The organism is Curtobacterium sp. NPDC087080 (genome assembly GCF_044745105.1).
Classification (GTDB): Bacteria; Actinomycetota; Actinomycetes; order Actinomycetales; family Microbacteriaceae; genus Curtobacterium.
Genome location: NZ_JBIUZP010000004.1, coordinates 448371 through 467692, shown reverse-complemented (window position 1 = coordinate 467692; position 19322 = coordinate 448371). Strand labels below are relative to the sequence as shown.

General features: G+C 72.8%; 17 protein-coding genes and 1 tRNA gene. 9 read left to right on the top strand and 9 right to left on the bottom strand.

Going from position 1 to position 19322, the window contains the following annotated elements:
- Nucleotides 1-74: 74 nt before the first annotated feature.
- Entirely contained in the window at nucleotides 75-1343 is a 1269-nt protein-coding gene (locus tag ACIPEQ_RS13850; protein ID WP_402715602.1) for a phosphotransferase, read from the bottom strand.
- 103 nt (nucleotides 1344-1446) lie between these two features.
- Here ACIPEQ_RS13850 and ACIPEQ_RS13845 point away from each other — a divergent pair, with 103 nt between their 5' ends.
- Entirely contained in the window at nucleotides 1447-3297 is a 1851-nt protein-coding gene (locus ACIPEQ_RS13845; protein ID WP_402715601.1) for a glycoside hydrolase family 2 protein, read from the top strand.
- Nucleotides 3298-3418: 121 nt separating this feature from the next.
- Here the strand turns inward: ACIPEQ_RS13845 and ACIPEQ_RS13840 are convergent, their stop codons facing one another.
- On the bottom strand, nucleotides 3419-4270 hold the full coding sequence (locus tag ACIPEQ_RS13840; RefSeq protein WP_402715600.1) for an alpha/beta fold hydrolase: 852 nt from the start codon (nucleotides 4268-4270) through the stop codon (nucleotides 3419-3421).
- Nucleotides 4271-4391: 121 nt separating this feature from the next.
- On the opposite strand from ACIPEQ_RS13840, the gene ACIPEQ_RS13835 reads away from it, so the two are divergent.
- Nucleotides 4392-5627 (top strand): hypothetical protein, encoded by a 1236-nt coding sequence (locus ACIPEQ_RS13835; RefSeq protein ID WP_402715599.1) that lies wholly within the window; start codon nucleotides 4392-4394, stop codon nucleotides 5625-5627.
- A 31-nt stretch (nucleotides 5628-5658) separates the two neighbouring features.
- Here the strand turns inward: ACIPEQ_RS13835 and ACIPEQ_RS13830 are convergent, their stop codons facing one another.
- On the bottom strand, nucleotides 5659-6705 hold the full coding sequence (locus tag ACIPEQ_RS13830) for an amidase domain-containing protein (RefSeq protein WP_402715598.1): 1047 nt from the start codon (nucleotides 6703-6705) through the stop codon (nucleotides 5659-5661).
- A gap of 74 nt (nucleotides 6706-6779) precedes the next feature.
- Here ACIPEQ_RS13830 and ACIPEQ_RS13825 point away from each other — a divergent pair, with 74 nt between their 5' ends.
- Entirely contained in the window at nucleotides 6780-7163 is a 384-nt protein-coding gene (locus ACIPEQ_RS13825) for a hypothetical protein (RefSeq protein WP_209680239.1), read from the top strand.
- A gap of 59 nt (nucleotides 7164-7222) precedes the next feature.
- On the opposite strand, the gene ACIPEQ_RS13820 is transcribed toward ACIPEQ_RS13825, so the two are convergent.
- From ACIPEQ_RS13820 to galU, 4 genes are all read right to left on the bottom strand, one after another.
- Nucleotides 7223-7298, bottom strand: a tRNA-Ala gene (locus ACIPEQ_RS13820).
- A gap of 94 nt (nucleotides 7299-7392) precedes the next feature.
- Entirely contained in the window at nucleotides 7393-8523 is a 1131-nt protein-coding gene (locus ACIPEQ_RS13815) for a hypothetical protein (protein WP_402715597.1), read from the bottom strand.
- A 129-nt stretch (nucleotides 8524-8652) separates the two neighbouring features.
- Nucleotides 8653-9312: a GNAT family N-acetyltransferase gene (locus ACIPEQ_RS13810; RefSeq protein WP_126891990.1), complete on the bottom strand. Its 660-nt coding sequence runs from the start codon at nucleotides 9310-9312 to the stop codon at nucleotides 8653-8655.
- 89 nt (nucleotides 9313-9401) lie between these two features.
- Entirely contained in the window at nucleotides 9402-10292 is an 891-nt protein-coding gene (gene galU / locus ACIPEQ_RS13805; RefSeq protein ID WP_126891991.1) for a UTP--glucose-1-phosphate uridylyltransferase GalU, read from the bottom strand.
- A gap of 113 nt (nucleotides 10293-10405) precedes the next feature.
- On the opposite strand from galU, the gene ACIPEQ_RS13800 reads away from it, so the two are divergent.
- From ACIPEQ_RS13800 to mscL, 3 genes are read left to right on the top strand one after another with little or no spacing between them, the layout of a single operon-like run.
- Complete coding sequence (locus ACIPEQ_RS13800; RefSeq protein WP_126891992.1) at nucleotides 10406-10990, top strand: 5-formyltetrahydrofolate cyclo-ligase; 585 nt, start codon at nucleotides 10406-10408, stop codon at nucleotides 10988-10990.
- 1 nt (nucleotide 10991) lies between these two features.
- On the top strand, nucleotides 10992-11276 hold the full coding sequence (locus tag ACIPEQ_RS13795; protein WP_209823860.1) for an FmdB family zinc ribbon protein: 285 nt from the start codon (nucleotides 10992-10994) through the stop codon (nucleotides 11274-11276).
- A gap of 56 nt (nucleotides 11277-11332) precedes the next feature.
- Nucleotides 11333-11833, top strand: coding sequence for a large conductance mechanosensitive channel protein MscL (mscL, locus tag ACIPEQ_RS13790; protein ID WP_402715596.1), 501 nt, complete (start codon nucleotides 11333-11335; stop codon nucleotides 11831-11833).
- Nucleotides 11834-11942: 109 nt separating this feature from the next.
- Here mscL and ACIPEQ_RS13785 read toward each other — a convergent pair whose 3' ends face one another.
- Nucleotides 11943-12527, bottom strand: coding sequence for a CDP-alcohol phosphatidyltransferase family protein (locus ACIPEQ_RS13785; RefSeq protein WP_209823859.1), 585 nt, complete (start codon nucleotides 12525-12527; stop codon nucleotides 11943-11945).
- Nucleotides 12528-12962: 435 nt separating this feature from the next.
- Nucleotides 12963-16661 (bottom strand): AAA family ATPase, encoded by a 3699-nt coding sequence (locus ACIPEQ_RS13780; RefSeq protein WP_402715618.1) that lies wholly within the window; start codon nucleotides 16659-16661, stop codon nucleotides 12963-12965.
- A gap of 242 nt (nucleotides 16662-16903) precedes the next feature.
- Here ACIPEQ_RS13780 and ACIPEQ_RS13775 point away from each other — a divergent pair, with 242 nt between their 5' ends.
- The 3 genes from ACIPEQ_RS13775 (at nucleotide 16904) to ACIPEQ_RS13765 (ending at nucleotide 19261) form a co-directional block, all read left to right on the top strand.
- Complete coding sequence (locus ACIPEQ_RS13775; RefSeq protein ID WP_174234740.1) at nucleotides 16904-17791, top strand: CoA ester lyase; 888 nt, start codon at nucleotides 16904-16906, stop codon at nucleotides 17789-17791.
- 9 nt (nucleotides 17792-17800) lie between these two features.
- Nucleotides 17801-18271: a DUF6264 family protein gene (locus ACIPEQ_RS13770; RefSeq protein ID WP_402715595.1), complete on the top strand. Its 471-nt coding sequence runs from the start codon at nucleotides 17801-17803 to the stop codon at nucleotides 18269-18271.
- Between the two features lie 114 nt (nucleotides 18272-18385).
- On the top strand, nucleotides 18386-19261 hold the full coding sequence (locus tag ACIPEQ_RS13765) for an aldo/keto reductase (protein WP_209680258.1): 876 nt from the start codon (nucleotides 18386-18388) through the stop codon (nucleotides 19259-19261).
- Nucleotides 19262-19322 lie beyond the last annotated feature (61 nt).

Here is a 19322-nt window from a genome sequence, read left to right as displayed (position 1 = left end):
GTCGGTCGACGTCACCACGTGACGGACGGGAGGCGCGGTGCCGGCTGGCACCGCGCCTGCCGTCCGTCAGCGGGTCAGGCTGCGCCGTCAGCGGCCAGCCGCGCGACCGCGGCCAGCGGGATGCCGACCCAGTCGGGGCGGTTCCGGGTCTCGTAGACCACCTCGTACACGGCCTTGTCGAGCTCGAAGGCGTCGAGCAGTGCGCGGTGCTCGGTCAGGTCGCCGCCGGTGCCCCGGCGGTACCCGTCGAGGAACGCCTGGCGTGCTGCCTGCGCCCAGGTGCCCGCGTCGACGAACTCGGCGTCGTGCGCGAGCGCGCCCGCGACGTAGTCGAAGGACCGGAGCATGCCCGCGACGTCACGGAGCGTCGAGTCGGGCAGCGACCGCTCGGCGAGGGGGCGGAGCGGCTCCCCCTCGAAGTCGAGGAACACCCATCCACGGGGTTCCGGTGCAGCGAGGACCTGGCCGAGGTGCAGGTCGCCGTGGATGCGCTGCAGGTCGGGCCAGTGCGCAGCGGCGGCCCGGTCGTACACCGCACGGATGGCGTCGACGTGCGGCTCGACGGTCGGGGCCTCGCGGACGGCGGCGTCGAGCCGTGCCCGCATCGTCGCGATCGCTGCGTCGCGACGGGGCTCGTCCGCGGGCTGGGTCGGCAGGGCGGTGGCGAGCGTGCGGTGCACCTCGGCGAGCGCCTCGCCGAGCGCGGCTGCCTGGTCGTCCCACGGGGTGCCGGTCCGGGCGTCGCCCAGTGCCACGCGCCATGCGTCCTCGAGGCCGGGCAGGAACTCCTGCGCGAACGCGAGGTGTCCGGTCGCCGTGCCGTCGGGGCGGCCGGGATCGGGCCAGGTCGCCCGCTGCGCGCCGTACACGGTCGGCACACGCTCGCTGCCCGCGGCCGACAGTGCGAGCTGCGTGGTGACGTCGGGGTTGTCGCCGTGGTGGAGCACCCGGAAGACCTTGACGATGACGCGGTCGCCGGACGCGGTGTCGCAGATGACCGAGGTGTTCGACTGCTCCCCTGACAGCACCCGGGACGCGGTCACCTCGCCGATCGGGCGGAGGCTCTCGGGGTCGGCGTCGATGCGCGCTGCGAGCTGCCGGACCCAGTCGGTGTCCGTGGTGGCGTCGACGAGGTCCGCGACGTCGTCGTCCGGGCTGCCGACGACGGGCACCTGGTACAGGACCGGCCCGGTCGCGGCGTCGTCGAGCACGAGTCGCGTGCCGTCGGTCTCGGCGACGGTGCGCAGCGCCGGGGTCCCACCCTTCGCTGCGTACCAGCGCTGGCGTGCGATCCAGTCCTCCAGCGTGCGGTCGTCGACGTGCTCGGGTGCCTCGGCGCTCATGCAGCGAACGGTACGCGCCGGTCCCGGGGTGCGCCCCGAGTCGCGGACAGCCGGTTCGTGCACCGTGCTTTACAACGATGTACGGAGCGGCCAGCATGGAGGCATGACCTCGCTCGACGGCACCGTCGCCGCCCCACTGCCCCCGCTCCCGCGCGCCTCCGACCAGGACGGCTCGTACCCCCGACCGCAGATGCTCCGCGGTGCGTGGGCGGACCTCGACGGGACGTGGTCGTTCCGGAACACGGGCGACGACCCGGCCTGGCGCACCGGGTTCCCAGACGCCCGGGACATCACCGTGCCGTTCCCGCCCGAGTCACCGGCGTCGGGCATCGACGAGCCCGGGTTCCACCCCGTGGTCTGGTACGCCCGGACGGTCACCCGCGCCGAGCTCGACGCCGCCGGGTACGGCGACGCGGCACCTCGGCTCCTGCTGCACTTCGGCGCCGTCGACCACCGCGCCCGTGTCTGGGTCGACGGGCAGTTCATCGGCGAGCACGAGGGCGGGCACACCCCCTTCACGCTCGACGTGACCGAGGCGCTCGGCACCGACCCCGACGCCACGCACACCCTGGTCGTCCGCGCCGAGGACGATCCGCACGACGTCACGCAGCCGCGCGGCAAGCAGGACTGGCACGAGCACCCGCACGCGATCTGGTACCGCCGCTCCACCGGGATCTGGCAGACGGTCTGGCTCGAGGCCGTGCCGACCGCGTCGATCGGGGCCCTGCGGTGGACGAACGTCGACCACGCGACGGTGCGGCTGACCGTCCGGCTCGCCGGCGAGCGCCCGGTCGGCGCACGCGTCCGGGTCGCGGCACGCTGGCACGAGGGCGACGAGGACCTGGCGACGGTGGAGACGACCGTCCCCGCGAACGCCCACGAGGTCGAGGTCGTCGTGCCGGTCGCCCGGCAGCACAACGGCCAGGCCGAGGACGAGCTCGTGTGGACCCCCGAGACTCCGCGCCTGGTCGACGCCGTCGCCACGCTGCTGCCTGCCGAGGGCAGCGAGCCCCTGGACGCCGTGTCGTCGTACTTCGGGGTCCGCACCGTGGGTGTCGACGGTGGCGCCTTCCTGCTGAACGGCCGCGCCTACGACGTCCGCAGTGTGCTCAACCAGGGCTACTGGCCGGAGTCGCACCTGGCGGCGCCGTCGCGGCAGGCACTCCGCCGCGAGGTCGAGCTCATCAAGGAACTCGGCTTCACCGCCGCGCGCAACCACCAGAAGATCGAGGACCCGCGGTTCCTGTACTGGGCGGACCGGCTCGGGCTGCTCGTCTGGGGTGAGGCCCCCGGTGCCTACGCGTTCTCCACGCTCGCCGTGCAGCGACTGGTGCGGGAGTGGATGGACGCCGTCGAGCGCGACGCCTCGCACCCGTCGATCGTCACCTGGGTGCCGGCGAACGAGAGCTGGGGCGTGCAGCACGTCGCGACGGACCCGGCGCAGCAGGCCTACGCCCGGTCGCTCGCCGACGTCACGCGGGCCCTCGACCCGACCCGGCCGGTGATCTCGAACGACGGGTGGGAGCACACCAACTCGGACATCGTCACCGTGCACGACTACGAGGGCGACGGGGCGCGGCTCGCGGCGACCTACGCCGACGATGCCGCACGGACGGCGCTGCTCGGCGGGCGGGGGCCGGCAGATCGTCGGATCCTGGTGGGCGGCGCGGTTGACCAGGGGCAACCGGTCATGCTCACGGAGTTCGGCGGCGTGGACTTCCAACCCGGAGCGAAGCGCGAGGACGGGTGGGGGTACACCTCGGCCGTCGACGGTGACGACTGGGTCGCGCGGATCACCGCGCTCTACGACGGGGTCCGGGCGAGCTCGTTCCTGGCCGGGTCGTGCTGGACGCAGCTGACGGACACGATGCAGGAGACGAACGGGCTGCTGCACGCCGACCGCACCCCGAAGGTCCCGATCGAGCGCATCCGCGCCGCGGTCACGGGGCGCTGAGCCGAGTCCCGCGGGTCTCGCGGGTCCCGCAGGTCCCGCGAAACGCAACGTGGGCGGCTCTGCGCAGCGATGTACCGCTGCGAGGAACCGCCCACGTTGCGTCTTGCGGAAGGGGGAGGGGTCAGGACGCCAGGAAGCGCAGGACCGCCTCGTTCCACTCGTCCTTGTGCGAGGCGAGCACCCCGTGCGGGCCACCCTCGATGACGTGCGTCTGCGCGTTCGGGATCGCCGCCGCGGTGCGCTTGCCCGAGGCCTCGAAGGGCACGATGCCGTCCGAGTCGCCGTGGATGACGAGCGTCGGGACGTCGACCTTCGTCAGGTCGTCGCGGAAGTCGGTCGTGGCGAAGGCGACCGTGCAGTCGAGGGTGCCCTTCGGCGAGGCGAGCTCGGCGATCGCCAGGTCGTAGGCGCGCTGGTCGTCGCTCACGAGCGGCTTCTTCAGCAGACCCGGCTCCCCGCCCGGCGTGTAGAACATGTCGACGAACTGGTGCAGGAACGCCGGACGGTCACCCGTGATGCCGTTCGAGAACCAGTCGGCCAGGTCCTGGTCGACCGCGCCGTCCGGGTTGTCGTCCGACTTCCACAGGTACGGCGGCACCGCACTGGCGAAGACGAGCTTCTTGACCTTCGCGGTGCCGTAGGTCGAGACGTAGCGCGCGAGCTCACCGCCGCCCATCGAGAACCCGATGAGGGTGACGTTCGTCAGGTCGAGCTCGGTGATGAGCTTGTCGAGGTCCGCGGCGAACGTGTCGTAGTCGTAGCCGCCCCACGGCTGCGACGACTGGCCGAAGCCGCGGCGGTCGTAGGCGATGACGCGGTGGCCGGCCTCGACGAGCGCCGGGACCTGGCCCTCCCACGAGCGGCCGGAGAGCGGCCAGCCGTGGATCAGGACGACCGGGTCGCCGGTGCCGAGGTCGTCGTAGTGCAGGTCGATGTCGTGGCCGTTCTCGGCGCCGACGGTGATGAAGGGCATGATTCCTCCTGTTGCTGGTTTCCAGGGAACGTGCCAGATGCAACGCTCGGCAACCTGGCGATCCCTGAAGGTGCGGCGAACGGACAGTGGACGACTGCTGTGGAGGTGGGAGGATCGGTCGGTGACCGACGTGGCGGAGACGACCCGGGCCTCCCGGCCGGTGCTGCCGTCCCGCGTCCGTCACCTGTTCGTGACCGGTCTGGAGGGACGGGGCCGCGGGTGGACGGCTCCCCTGGCCGTGTGGCTGGCGTCCCGCGCGGTCAGCACCGTCCTGCTGCTCACGGTCTGGGTGCTCGCCCGGGCGAACGGCTGGCCGTTCGCGTCGGTCCGGCGCGAGGGGACGTTCCTGTCCTTCCTCGGGTCGTGGGACGCCTCGTCCTACCGGACCATCGCCGAGCACGGCTACCCGACCACGCTGCCGACGGACGCCGACGGGCACGTGCTGCCGAACCCGTGGGCGTTCCTGCCGGTGTTCCCGGCGCTCGCCCGGGTCGTGCAGCCGTTCGTCGGCGGGTCCTTCTGGGCGGCGGGTGTGCTCGTCGCCACGTTCGCAGGAGCCGGCGCGTGCGTCCTGCTCTGGCGGCTGGTGCGCGCGGTCTCCGACGACCGTCGGGCGACCCGGGCGACGGCGCTGTTCGCGTTCGCACCGACCGGGTTCCTGCTGCAGGTGGCCTACGCCGAGAGCACCTTCCTGCTCCTGCTCTTCGGCGCCCTGCTCGCCCTGGTGCGCCGGCGGTACTGGGTCGTGCTGCCGCTCGGGCTCGTCGCCGCGTTCACGAAGCCGGGGGTGCTCGCGCTCGCCGTGGCCCTCGCGGTGCACCTGGTCGTGCGGCTCGTGCAGGAGCGCCGGGCACTCCCGGTCTGGGACACCGTGGCGATCGTCGTCGCGGGGCTCGGGATCGCGGCGGCGGGGCTGGCATGGCCGGTCGTGGCCTCGGCGGTGACGGGGCGGCCGGACGCGTACCTCGAGACCGAGCTGTCGTGGTGGGTCGGGTTCGTCGGGCGGCAGCACTTCGCGCCGCTGACCCCGTGGTTCACGATGGCCTCGACGTGGCTCGGGCCGCTCGGGATCGTGCTCGTGGTCGTCGTGCTCGCCGGCGGGTTGTGGTTCTGGACGCGCCGGGGTGTGCGGGCGCTCGGCGTCGACGTCGAGTCGTTCACCGCCGCGTACGCGCTCTACCTGGTCGCGGTGTTCCTGCCGCAGCAGAGCCTGCCCCGGCTGCTGTTGCCGACGGCGCCGCTGCTCGGGGCCGACGTGTTCGCGGGGACCCGGCGGCGGACGGTCGCGTGGCTGGTCGTCGGCGTGTGCCTGCAGCCGGTCGCGATCGTGCTGCTCTGGTTCCTCGGGTACCCCTGAGCGGAGCGCGATCGCGGCGCCGCGTGCCGCGCTACGCGTCGAACGTGTGGAACCAGGCCGTGCCGCCGGGGTGCTGCACGGTGATCATCTCGTCGAGGTCGCGGTACGGCCCGTCCTGGTTGTGGCTCGCCGACTTGATCCGCACGGTGCCGTCCGGCTCGGTGAACACCTCGGACACGATCGTCACGTGGTCGGGCGACCGGTTGGCGTTCCAGTCGTAGAACACGATGTCGCCGACCTTGACCTTGCTGCGCTCGTCGAGGGACCGGCGGGTCAACCCGAACGTCGCCGCGTTCGCCGTCATCCACGGGTCCATCGCCGGGCAGTACGTCCACGTCGCACTGTGCTGCGCGCCGGCGGACCGGCTGTACCAGTCGTCTCGCTGGTCCCACCCGCGGGCGATCAGCGTCTGGCTGACGTAGTTCGCGCAGTCCCCGCCGATCGGGTTCATCGTGCCGTACTCGGCGAGGTTGTAGTCCTTCCAGTACCGCATCGCGTACTCGAGCTGCCGGTCGACGTCCGTGAGGGCCGCGTAGGCCACCGAGGTCGTCGCGACCGCGGTCGAGGCGTCCGGCGTCGGCGCGGTCGTCGGGGTCGGGTCCGCGGTCGCCTGGTCCTGCGTGGCGCCGGCCTGCCCGTCGTTCGCCGCGCTGCCGTTGCCGTCCGACGACTGGTTCGCGGAGGGGCTCGGCTCGATCGCCGACGTGAAGAGCGCGACGTCGGCCGACCCGGCCGTGTACATCGCCTGGTGCGGCGCCGTGAAGGTCACCTTCGTCGCCGAGGCCTCGACGTCACGCGCCGCGATCCCGCCGACCGTGACGCCCCGCACCGCCGCGAGGCCGGATCCCGTGACCGTCACGGTGACACCACCGGCGAGCGGTACCTGCGCGGGCGTGACCGAGGACGCCACGGCGCCCGAGGACGAGCCGGACGACGGCGCCCCGCTCGGCTCACCGCCGGCGCGGGAGGATGCGGCCGGGGACGCGTCGTCTCCGCGCGAGCAGGCCGCGACGGCGACCCCGATGCCGGCGACGCCGGCCAGCGACAGCAGGGAACGGCGGGTGAACGAAGCAGTCATGACCCGACCAGGGTAGGCGACGGTACGGCAGGATCGCTGGCAGCACACCATCCACCGGAAGGATCCGACCGAACATGCCCGAGAGCCACGACTTCTTCGTCGCCGCCGATCCCGAGTCCACCCGCGCCACCGTCCGTGACGCCCTCGTCCGCGAGGGCTACACCGTCGCCGACGGCGACCAGGGCACGCTGCTCGCCACCCGCGGCAGCCTCGGCCTGACCCTGTTCGCCGGCGGGCTGCTGAACGACCGGACCTTCCACACCCGGCTCGACGTGCAGCTCATGGTCGCGCCCGACGGCCGGACGGTCGCGCGACTGCTCCGGGGGTCGGGCCGGTCGGCGGTCAAGGGCGGAGCCCTCGGCGTGGCGCGGGGCAACCGGGCGTTCGAGCAGGCCGCGAACGCGATCCACGCGGCACTCGCGCAGGCCGGCGTCCTGACGGACAGCATCCCGAGCTGACGCGTTCGCCACCGGGAACGACGAAGGGCCACCCGATCGGGTGGCCCTTCGCTGCTGCTTGGTGGAGCTAAGGGGATTCGAACCCCTGACCTTCTCATTGCGAACGAGACGCGCTACCAACTGCGCCATAGCCCCAAGTGCTCGACCACACTAGCACCACCGGGAGCGCGAACCGAAATCGGCTCGCCACAGCCGGGCGCGCCGCACTCCGGGACCCCGGAGGGTCGCGTCAGACCGCGCGGCGCCGACGCATGACCGCGTCGAGGTCGGTCTGCTGGTAGGCCTCGTCGCCGATGACGCCCATGCCGGCCCAACGACTCGGAGCCGCCGACTGCTCGGGCTCCGGCGCAGCCGTCGCGTCGGCCACCGCGGGAGCAGGAGCTGTGGCAGCAGGAGCGGCGGGGCGGGACGCAGCAGCGGGCGCGCGCAGGCCCAGCCGCTCCGCCAGACGGCCCTGGTCGTGCGCGGACAGCGACGCCGCGGCGTCCTCGACGTCGGAACGCATCCGCGACACCCGCGCGAGCGTCGGGTCGGTCTCCCCCGCCCGGATCGCCGCTGCCTCGGCCTCGGCCTCGGCCTTCGCCTCGGCCACGCGCTCGCGGAGCCGCGCGGCGAGCTCGGCGGACGACTCCGGCGAGGGAGCGGGGACGGCGGGCCGCTCGACGTACAGGGGCTTCGGCACGCGGGCCGGGGTCCAGCTCCGGTCGCGCGCGGGCTCGGCGGGCTGCTCGGTGGACAGCGGCGGCGCCGGGTCCGTCCACGCGGTCGACGGCCGGGAGGCACGGGTCGCCTCCGCAGCGCCCGCCGCGGCACGCGCCTTCCGCGCCTGGGCCACCTGGTGCAGCTGTGCGAGGACCGCTGCGGACCCACCGGCGGCGACGAGCCCGGCGACCCCGACGAGCCAAGCGCCGGGGGCGACGACGAAGACGACCGCCGCGACGACGACACCGAGCGTCCCGAACAGGGTCGCCCCGAGCCGGGAGCGCCGCATCCGCATGGCGGTCAGTGCGGGGACCGAGGACGCCCGCTCGAGCTTCGGCTGCTGCTCCGCGAGTCGCCGGGTGATCTCACGCTGCCGCGCGGCCTCGTGCGCACGGACGATCGCGGCACGCTTGGCCTCCTCGGACCGGGCGACGCGCTGCGCCTCGGCGAGGGACTTCGCGTTCATCTCGACCCGGACCTCGTCGGGGAGCTCGGCGGTCTGCGCGAGGATGCGCAGCGTCTGCTGCAGCCGGATCGCGTTCCGTTCGGTGGCGAGGTACTGCCGACGGGCCGCCCACGACGGCATGAGGTAGACGACCCAGAGCACGGCCGCGATGAGCAGGACGATGCCGCCGCCCCAGGAGCCGATACCTGCCATGGGGACACGGTAGGGGTGCGCGTTCCCCGGACCGCCCATTGCCGGACGCGTGTTGCGCGAGTCGCGGCGGAATCCGTGGGCGGTGGGGCGAGCCTCCCTGCCGGTGCGTCGGCGTGACGGGGAGGACCGTCAGATGCGCGGTCGGGTGTCGAGCGGTGTCGCGGCCTCGTCGCGGGCGGCGGCGGGCACGCTGCCCGCACCGGGCGGGACCCGGCCGGCGACCCAACGGTCGAGGACGCCCTCGCGCACCTCTTCTGCCACGAGGGCGAAGCAGAAGTGGTCGCGCCAGTCGCCGTTGATGTGGATGTACCGGCGACGCAGGCCCTCGAAGCGGAAGCCGAGCTTCTCGACGACGCGCAGGCTCGGCGCGTTCTCCGGTCGGATGCAGATCTCGATGCGGTGGATGCCGACGACGCGGAAGCAGTGGTCGACGGCCATCGCGACCGCGATCGGGGTGACGTTGTGACCGGCGGCACCCTCGACCACCCAGTAGCCGATGGACGCACTCGCCAGCGACCCGTAGCTGATGCCGGACACGTTGAGCTGACCCACGAATCGGCCGTCGAGCTCCATCGCGAACGGCAGGCCGAGTCCGGCGCGGGCGTTCGCCTGCAGTGCGCGGATGCTGCCCCGGACGTCGGTGGAGACGTGCCCGGAGGGGTTGGTGGCCTCCCACGTCCGCAGCCACGAGCGGTTCGTGGCGAGGGCGACGTCGAGGTCACGGGTGTCCCGGAGCCGGAGGGGCCGGATGGTGACCCGCCCGTGGGACAGGGTCGGGATCGTCGTCATCGCTGTGGTTCCTCCGGTGCCCGGCGGTCGGCCGGGTGGACGCACGAACGGGCCCGGGGCGGACCCCGGACCCGTTCGTGACGGGGTGGCTACTCTCCCGCGTTGAAGTCCTTCAGCCAGGCCTTGAGGTCCGGGCCGAGGTCGTCGCGGTCCGAGGCGAGCTGCACGATCGCCTTGATGTAGTCCAGCTTGTCACCGGTGTCGTACCGGCGTCCACGGAACACGACGCCGTACACGCCGCCGGTCCACTCCTCGGCGCCCGCCATCTTCATGAGCGCGTCGGTGAGCTGGATCTCGCCGCCCTTGCCCGGCTCCTGCTTCTCGAGGACGTCGAAGACCTCGGGGCGGATGACGTAGCGGCCGATGATGGCCAGGTTCGAGGGGGCTTCACCCTGCGGGGGCTTCTCGACCAGGCCGGTGATCTTCACGACGTCGTCGGTGTCGGTCTCCTCCACCGTCGCGATGCCGTACATGTGGGTCTGCGACTCCGGGACCTCGAGCAGCGCGACGACCGTGGCGTTCTTCTCGCCCTGGACCTCGATCATGCGCTTGAGCAGCGGGTCGCGGGCGTCGATGATGTCGTCGCCGAGCAGCACCGCGAACGGCTCGCGACCGACGTGCATCTTGGCGCGGAGCACCGCGTGCCCGAGACCGAGCGGGTCGCCCTGGCGGACGTAGTGCATGTCGGCGAGGTCGGTCGACTGGTTGACCTTCTGGAGCTTCTCGTGGTCGCCCTTCTTCTTGAGGGTCTCCTCGAGCTCTGCCACGTGGTCGAAGTGGTTCTCGAGCGCGTTCTTGTTGCGCCCGGTGATCATCAGGACGTCGGTCAGGCCGGCGGTCACGGCCTCTTCCACGACGTACTGGATCGCCGGCTTGTCGACGACCGGGAGCATCTCCTTCGGCATCGCCTTGGTCGCGGGGAGGAAGCGCGTGCCCAGCCCTGCCGCCGGGATCACCGCCTTCGAAATCTGGAAGCCCATGCCGACGAACGTACCGGACGGCCACTGAGCCAGGACATGGGCCTTTCGGGGGACACGGCATCGCGCGAGCCACGGCGGGATGCCGCAAACCCGCACTCGCTAGACTCCCCGCCATGACCGCCGACCTCGGGAACGAGAAGCGCGCCCTGCGAGCCGAACTCCGGCAGCGGCGGCGCACCCGGACCACGACGGAGCGCGACACCGACACGACGGACCTGACCGCGACGCTGCAGCGCTTCGTGGAGGAACGGCAGGTGCGCTCGCTCGCGCTCTACCTGTCGGCGCCCGACGAGCCCGACGTCCGACCCTTCCTGCGGTGGGCCCAGGAGCAGGGTGTCCGGGTGCTGCTGCCGATCACGCGCGAGGACGGCCTGCTCGACTGGGCCGTCGGCGACGGGGTCTCCGAACAGCAGGGGCTGCACGGCATGCCCGAGGTCGTCGGCGAGGTGCTCTCCCCGCTCGCGCTCGGCGACGTCGACGCGATCCTCACCCCGGCCGCGGCGGTCGGGCACGACGGGTGCCGGATGGGCTGGGGCCGGGGCTACTACGACAAGACGCTCGGGTCGATGGCGAACCGGCCGCCCGTCTATGCTGTGATCTTCGACGCGGAGTACCTCGACGAGGTCCCGCGCGAGGCCCACGACGAACCCGTCGACGGCATCATCACGCCGTCGCGCATCATCACCTTCCGGAGCTAGGGTGCCCACCTACTCGTACCGCTGCACCGAGTGCGACAACGCCTTCGACGTCAAGCAGTCGTTCTCCGACGCCACCCTGACCGAGTGCCCCGTGTGCGGCGGCGCCCTGCGCAAGGTGTTCTCGCCGGTCGGCGTCACCTTCAACGGTGGCGGCTTCTACCGCACCGACTCACGGTCGACCCCGAAGAGCGAGGGGTCGTCGGGCTCGTCGACGTCGTCGAGCACGCCGGCGAAGGCGGAGCCGAAGAAGACCGAGTCGAAGCCGGCCGCACCCAGCGCCTCCTGACGAGGGTTCGTCCCCGTCGGTACGGTGGGGTCTCCTCGACACGGAAGGAGGCCCGCGTGAAGGGCTTCAAGGAGTTCCTGCTCCGCGGGAACGTCATCGACCTCGCGGTCGCGGTCGTCATCGGTGCGGCGTTCACGGCCATCGTGACCGCGATCGTGAACTCGCTCATCAACCCCCTCATCGGCGCGGTCTTCAACGCGTCGAGCCTGGACAAGGCGCTCATCGTGTCGATCCCCACCGTCTCCGGGGGTTCGGCGAAGATCCTGTTCGGCGCGATCATCGGCGCGGTCCTGAACTTCGTCATCGTCGCGGCGGTGGTGTACTTCGCCCTGGTGGTCCCGGTCAACCGGCTCAAGAAGCTCGCCTTCGAGCGGGTGAAGAACGACGAGCAGCAGACGCCGCAGGACGTCCCGCCGACCGACGTCGAGGTGCTGCTCGAGATCCGCGACCTGCTCCGCACGCAGAACGGCGTCGCAGCGGACTCGGGCGGTGGCGCGCACGTCGCACCGTCGACCGCTCCCGAGGGTCCGGGGATCGCCGGCTCGACGAAGCTCTAGCCGCGGGCCGCACCGCAACACGCAACGCAGGCGGTTCCTCGTAGTGGTCCACCGCTGCGAGGAGCCGCCCGCGTTGCGTTCCGCGGAGGGGGACGACCGGGCGGGGTCGTCAGGCGGTGCGGGCGACGGCGCGGTGCTTCGCGGCGAGGGCCCGGGCGTACTGCACGCCGGCGACCACGTGACCGATCGTGCCCGCCCAGACGAACACGAGCGCGAGCACGCGGATCCAGTCGTGCTGCGAGGCCCAGGACGTCGACGAGAACAGCAGCAGCGGCAGGCCGACGAAGAGCAGCGCCGAGCGGACCTTGCCGGTCCACGTGACGTCGAGGTCCGGGTTGCCGCGGAACCACAGGCCGGACAGCAGCGCGAGCACCGCGTCCACGAGGACGATGATCGCGACGCTCGGCCACGGGAGCAGCCCGACGAGCACGAGCGACAGCACGATCGCGATGATCGCCAGGCGGTCGGCGATCGGGTCGAGGGCCTTGCCGAGCTTCGAGCCCTGGTCGAACCGTCGTGCGATGAAGCCGTCCGCCCAGTCGCTGACGCCGAGGACGACGAGCGTGACGAGCGCCCACCCGGGGTGCCCGGACACGACGAAGCCGATGAACACCGGGATGAGCAGGAAGCGCACCAGCGTGATCAGGTTCGGCCACGTCTGCCAGTCGGGTCGCTGCCGCGCGGTGTCAGTCATCGTCCCCAGGCTACCCGTCACCAGTGCGGGGGCACGTCGCGCAGGAGCTGGGCGTCGTTCTCGCCGTCGCGGTGGCGGGCCGGTTCCGGCGCGGCCGGGTCGTAGCCCGGCACCGGCGCGGTGGTGACGCGCCTGGTGCGGCGGGGCGCGCCTCCCGGGCGACCGGTCGTGTCGGCGCCGGCACCAGCACCGGTGCCGGTTCCGGTTCCGGTTCCGGTTCCGGTTCCGGTTCCGGTTCCGGTTCCGGTTCCGGCAGCCTCATCCGCGGAGCGGACGGGAGGCTCGGCCTCCGTCACGTCGTCGGCCCGCGTCCACGAGCCCACCAGCTGGTCCGTCCCCGCCGTCACCGGACCGGCCGCGCGGGACGCGCGCCGGGACCCGCTCACCGGTGCGCTGGGCCCGACGTGGGCACGCCGGGGCGGAGATCCGACGTGCTCACCGGCGGGCGGGGATCGGTGGGATCGAGATCTCCTGCGTGGCACCGCGGTCGACGCCGAGCACCGACGCCACCGTGTCCGCGACGCGGTCCGGGTCGGAGAACAGCTGGAAGGCGTGCACCCGCACGTAGTGCCACCCGAGGCGACGCAGCACCTCGGGACGGAGCCGCAGCGACTCGCGGAGGGAGCCACGGACGAGCGACGCGTCGGTCTCGATCGTCACGCAGACGCCGCCGTGCGCAGCCACCAGGCCGAGCTTGCCGCGGTGCCCGAGCGCGACGGGGATGCCGCGCATCTCGAGGCGTCGGGCCAGGTCGACGAGCAGGGGGTCGGAGTCGTCGGGCACGTACTCGGCGGCGGTGCGGGCGCGGACCTCGGCGAGGATCTCGGCCAGCGCGACCGTACCGTGGCCCATCCGCTCGGCCTCGATGTCCGACGGCTGGAAGCACGTGACGATGACCATCGAGCGGCGCGCCCGGGTCATCGCGACCGCGAGCAGGCGCTCCCCGCCGGGCTTGCCGAGCGGACCGAAGTCGCGCAGCACGCGCCCGTGCGGCGTCCGGCCGTAGCCGATCGAGAACACGACGCGGTCGCGGCTCTGCGCGACCGACTGCTCGAGCGTCGCGACGATGAACGGCTCGGCGCGGTCGCCGATGACGAACTCGGTGAGGTCCTTGTGGCCCTGCGCGGCGGTGAGGACGGCCTGCTCCACGCGGACCGCGTGCTTCGCCGACGCGGTGATCACCATGAGCGACTCGGTCGGCCGGGTCCGGGCGTGCTCGGTGACGAGCCGGACGACGCGGTCCACCTCGGCGTCGACGCTCTCGACCGCTCCCGAATCGGGGTCCGGCACGGCCTTGCCGTCGCTGACGTAGTCGATCGCGATCGAGCCGTGCCCGAGGAACGAGCCGGCCCACGGGAGCGACTCGATGCGCCCGCCGTAGAAGCGACGGTTCACGAGCTCGGCGAGGTCCTCGCCGCCGGCGCGGTACGACCGCGTGAGCGACAGGGTCGGCAGGAGCGTCGAGAGCTTCGCGAGCGCGGAGTCGGCGTGCAGGGCGTCGAGGGTGCCCTCGTTCACCTGCAGCGCGCGGTGGTCGGGGTCGACGGCGGTCCGGAAGGGCGACGGCGTCTGCGTCACCGGGTCGCCGAAGACGACGGTCTGGCGGGCACGACGGACGGCGCCGACGGTCTCGGCGATGGTGACGGCACCGGCGTCGACGAGGATCACCGTGTCGAACGGCATCGTGTCGGCGATCTCGGGCACCTCGTACGGCGACGCGAGCCACACCGGGGCGATCGACCGGGACAGGTGCGGCGCGGAGTCCTGCAGCAGGCGCGAGGTGATCGCGCCCTCCTTGAGCTGCGTCTTCAGCGCCGTGGCCTCGTCCGGCCAGTCGACGAGTCCGACCTTCCAGTTCTCGGCGAGCTGCCACGCCAGGCCCTGGGAGACCCCGGCCGCGTGCGCGTCGTCGACGAGCCGGAAGTCGGCCTCGACCCGGTCGAGCATGTCGGTGTTGCCGCCGAGCAGCGCCCGGTCGGACTCGAGCATCGTCTCGAGCGCGGACTGCCACCAGGCGAGCTCGAGCTCAGCCGGCACCTGGGTGTCCGGCACGTGGCGGTTCGCGAGGTCGGTGATGAGCGGCTCGAGCTGCAGGTCCCGCAGGGTCTGCATGAGCTCGGTGCGCTCCTGCAGGTTGTGCAGGACGTCGGACTCCTCCGCCAGGCGGGCGACCGTCGGGACGAGTTCGTCGATCGGCAGGTTCGCCAGCTGCTCGTCGCGGGCGGTCCGGCCGAGGGGCTCGTCGAGCCGGGCCAGGTCCTGCACCACGTTCGAGAAGAGCACCTGCACGTCACCGATGCCGGTGGGCACCTCGGGGTTCACGCCGGCGGCGACGTAGCGCTGCCAGAGCACACGCTGCTGCTGCACACGGGTGAGCGCCTCGTGCAGGTCGGACACGTGCACGCCCGGGCGGACGTACTCGCGGGCGAGCTTCTTCAGCCGGCGACGGTTGGTCGACGACATCGGGGCGCCCTCACCGCGCGGGGCGGTCGCGGCGACGAGCTCCGACACCGACCGGTCGAACACGACGGGCAGGAAGCGGTCGAGGGTGTCCCGGATCTCGGTGAGCAGGCGGAGGTAGATGCCGAGCTCGTTGATCGTCGTGAACTGCCGCATGTGCGTCGACGCCACGAGGTCGTGCGCACGCCGCAGGAGCGTCGGCAGGCCGTCGGCGTCGAGGTCCTTCGCGGTCTTGTGCGCCCGCTGCGCGCCGTCGCTCGAACCGAACTTCGCGCCGTACCAGGGCGAGTCGTCCGGGCCGTAGCGGAACTCGCCCAGGTTGGCGGCGCTGACCATCGTCTCGGCGACGCGCGAACGCCCCGCGACCATGCTCGTCACGGACCGCTTGGACAGGCGCGCGGTGGTCGACGGCGGGACCGGCAGGAGCGAGAGGCGTGACAGCTCGACCAGGCAGTCGAGCACCGAGACGCCGAAGTCCGGGTCGACGCGGGTCAGCGAGCCGCGGTAGTCGGTCAGGACCTTGCGGAGCCGGACCAGGGCGTCGTCGACCTCGCGGAGGTTCGGGCGCGCGGCCTTCTCGTTCCGCGCGATGGCCCGGACGACGTCGCGGCGCAGGGTGCCCGGCGTGACGGCGACGCCCGGCAGCTGCACCTCGGCGAAGCGCGCCGAGATGCCCCGCAGGGTCGCCCGGCGCGGGCTCACCACGAGGACGCGCTTGTTCGCGGCGACCAGGCCGCCGAGCGCGTTGACGATCGTCTGCGTGCCGCCGGTGCCCGGCAGGGTCTTCACGACGATCGAGTTGCCCGCCGTGATCTGCGCGATCACGTTCTCCTGCTCGTCGTCGGCGTCGAGCAGCAGCGTGTCGGTCTCCGGGCTGCGCTCGTCCGACGGGGTCTGCTCGACCGGGTGGTACGACTGCTCGACCTGCCACTTCGCGCTCGGGTTCCCGGCGAGGGCGTCGAGCACCGGGTGCGACAGGTCGCCGGTGTCCTCGACCATGCCGCTGGCGACCTCGGCGAAGGTCGAGACGACCAGGCGCGCGTGCACCGAGAACCCGGGGATGTGCGCGGTCAGGCCGCGGAGCCGGTCGATGACGGGGTTCGGCGTGAACGAGCCGTCCTGCTGCGCGAGCGCGACGAACGACTGGGCGTCGAGGATGACGCCGTACTGCTCGTGCAGTGCGTCGGCGAGACCCGGGTTGAGCACGGGCTCGCCGAGCAGGCGGACCTCGAAGTCACGGCCGTGCCGACGGATCGCGAGCGGACGGAGCAGCACCGGGCCGCGGAAGTGCTCGTCGCCGTGCTGCCAGTCGGCCATGCCGATGCCGAGCTTCACCGCGTCGATGCCGCGCACGGTGGCGAGCTCGGTGCCCTTCGCCTCGACCTGGGCGGCGGCGACACGCGCGGCACGCAGGGCGACCTCGTCGCGGATCAGGCTCGACAGGAGCGTGGTCTTGCCGGTGATGAACTGTGCGAGTCCGCCGGGGTGCGTGGTGGAGAGCTCGATCCGGGCGCGCGGGTGATCGCTGAAGTGCGTGAGCGGGCTGGTGCCGCCGACACCGGTCAGCTGTGTCCGCCAGGCGTCCCACGTCGGCTCGGCGGCGTTGCCGGCCTGGAGGCGCGGGTCACCCAGGCTGATCGCCTGCGGGCTCGTGAGCTGCAGTTCCGGCCGCAGGGTGCGGTCCGGCTCGTCGGGCCGGTCGCCCTCCCGCTGCTCGCGTCCGCCCGTGGGCGCGTCGGCGCCCTGGACGGGGACGTCGTCATCCGCTTCGTCCGCGCCGTCGGTCACCCTGTCTCGCCACACATCCGACACTGTAGGCGGAAGCGAGCGGCCTCCCTGGCAATGACCCGACGTTTCCGGCTTTCCGTGCGGGCCCGGCACCTCGTCCGACCAGCCGGTGTGGTACCAACGTGGGCATGGCCATCGACGACCGCACCGCCCCGTCCGCCCCTGCACCCTCGTCGGCCCGGCCGGACCGGCGCCGGTCGGTCCCCGCCGAGATCTCCCGGTCGTGGCTCCTCGTGCCCGGCACCGCCGCCGACCGCTTCGAGCGGGCCCAGCGGTCGCGCGCCGACCAGATCATCCTCGACGTCGAGGACGCCGTCGACCCCGCCGCGAAGCCGGGCGCCCGGACGACCGTGGCCTCGTGGCTCGCCGGCGGCGGCGAGGCCTGGGTGCGCATCAACGACGTGACGACGGACTTCTGGGCGGACGACGTCGAGGAGCTCCGCGGGCTCCCGGGCCTGCAGGGCGTGATGCTCGCGAAGACCGAGTCCCCGGCGCAGGTCACCGACACGTGGCACCGGCTCGGCGGCCACACCCCGGTGATCGCCCTGGTCGAGTCGGCGCTCGGGATCGAGGAGGCCACGTCGATCGCGAAGGCCCAGGGCGCGTTCCGCCTGGCGTTCGGCTCGGGTGACTACCGCCGCGACACCGGCACCTCGGCCGACACGCTCGCCATGGCCTACCCGCGCTCGCGGCTCGTCGTCGCCTCGCGCGTGGGCGACCTGCCCGGTCCGATCGACGGCCCCACGGTCGGCTCGGCGCACGCGATCCTCCGCGAGCAGTCCCAGGTGGCGGTGTCGCTCGGCCTGACCGGCAAGCTCTGCCTGGACACGGAGCAGCTGCCCGTCATCAACGAGGTCATCTCCCCGACGCCGACCGACGTCGCGTGGGCGCAGGACTTCCTCGACGACTTCGAGGCCCGCGGGCAGGTCATCCGCGACGGCTCCGACCTGCCGCGACTCGGCCGCGCGCAGAAGATCCAGCGGCTCGCCCGGGCCTTCGGCGTCGAGGCGCGGTAGACCGGTCGCATGACCTGGTCGAACCCGTCCCCTCCGTCCGGTCCGCAGTCCGGCCCGGGCAGCACCGAGCGCGCCGAGTGGGTCCGCGGCGGCACCACGCTGTTCCCGGCCGGTCGGATCGCCGACCGGGTGTCGACGGTGCTCCTGCTCGCGGCCGGTGTCCTGCTCACGATCCTCACCGTGGTCATCGGGATCATCGCGGTCGCGTCGGCCACCGCGGGCTGCGACGCGGCCACCGGGTGCTCGCCCGGCCGGTTCCTCGGTGGTGCGGCCATCGCCGCGGGCGGGTCGTTCGTGATCGGGGTCGCCACCGTCGTGCTCGCGATCGGTGCCTGGGTGCGGCGACGCTCGTCGTGGTGGATCGCCGCGCTCGGGTTCGTCCTGGCGATCGTGGTCGTCACCTGGGGCGGGGTCGTGTTCGCGCAGGCCACCGGTCCGACGACGGGTACCGGCCAGGTGACCGCCCTGCAGCTCCCCTAGCGGCGCACCTGACGGACGGGAGGCCCGTGGCGGGGCCGCCACGTGCCTCCCGGCCGTCCTGTCCGGACGACGCACGCTGGGTGTCGGACCGGTCGTGCGGCGCATGCTGGGCGCATGAAGCAACGAGTCATCGGAGACGTGTCGGTCAGCGCCATCGGACTGGGCGGGATGCCCATGTCGATCGAGGGGCGCCCCGACGAGCGACAGGCGATCGCGACCATCCACGCGGCCCTCGAGGCCGGCGTGACGCTCATCGACACCGCCGACGCCTACCACCAGGCGGCGAAGGACGAGGTCGGGCACAACGAGGAGCTCATCGCGAAGGCGATCCGCGAGTTCCACGGCGACACCGACGCGGTGCTCGTCGCGACGAAGGGCGGACACCTGCGGCCGGAGCCGGGCGCCTGGGCGCAGGACGGTCGGCCGGAGTACCTCAAGGAGGCCGCGAAGGCCTCGGCGAAGCGGCTCGGCGTCGACGCTGTCGGCCTGTACCAGTTCCACCGGCCGGACCCGTCCGTGCCGTACGCCGAGTCGGTCGGGGCGCTCGCGGAGCTCCTCGACGAGGGCGTCATCCGGATGGCGGGCATCTCGAACGCCGACCCCGACCAGATCCGCGAGGCGAACGAGGTCCTCGGCGGCCGACTGGCCTCGGTGCAGAACCAGTTCTCGCCGGCGTTCCGGTCGAGCGAGCCGGAGCTCGAGCTCTGCGACGAGCTCGGGATCGCGTTCCTGCCGTGGAGCCCCCTCGGCGGCATCGCGAAGGCGGCCGACCTGGGCACCGCGTACGAGGACTTCGCCGTCATCGCCCGCGAGCGCGACGTGTCCCCGCAGGTCGTGGCGCTCGCGTGGGAGCTGCAGAAGAGCGACGTGGTCATCCCGATCCCGGGGGCGTCGCGACCGCAGTCGATCCTCGACTCCGTCGTCGCGGCGACCGTGAAGCTCCGCGACGAGGACGTCGCCCGGCTGGACGCGGCCCGTCCGGCGGCCTGATCCGCACCGCCCCCCCCCCCCCCCGCGCGACGACGCCCCGTCCACCGATCGGTGGGCGGGG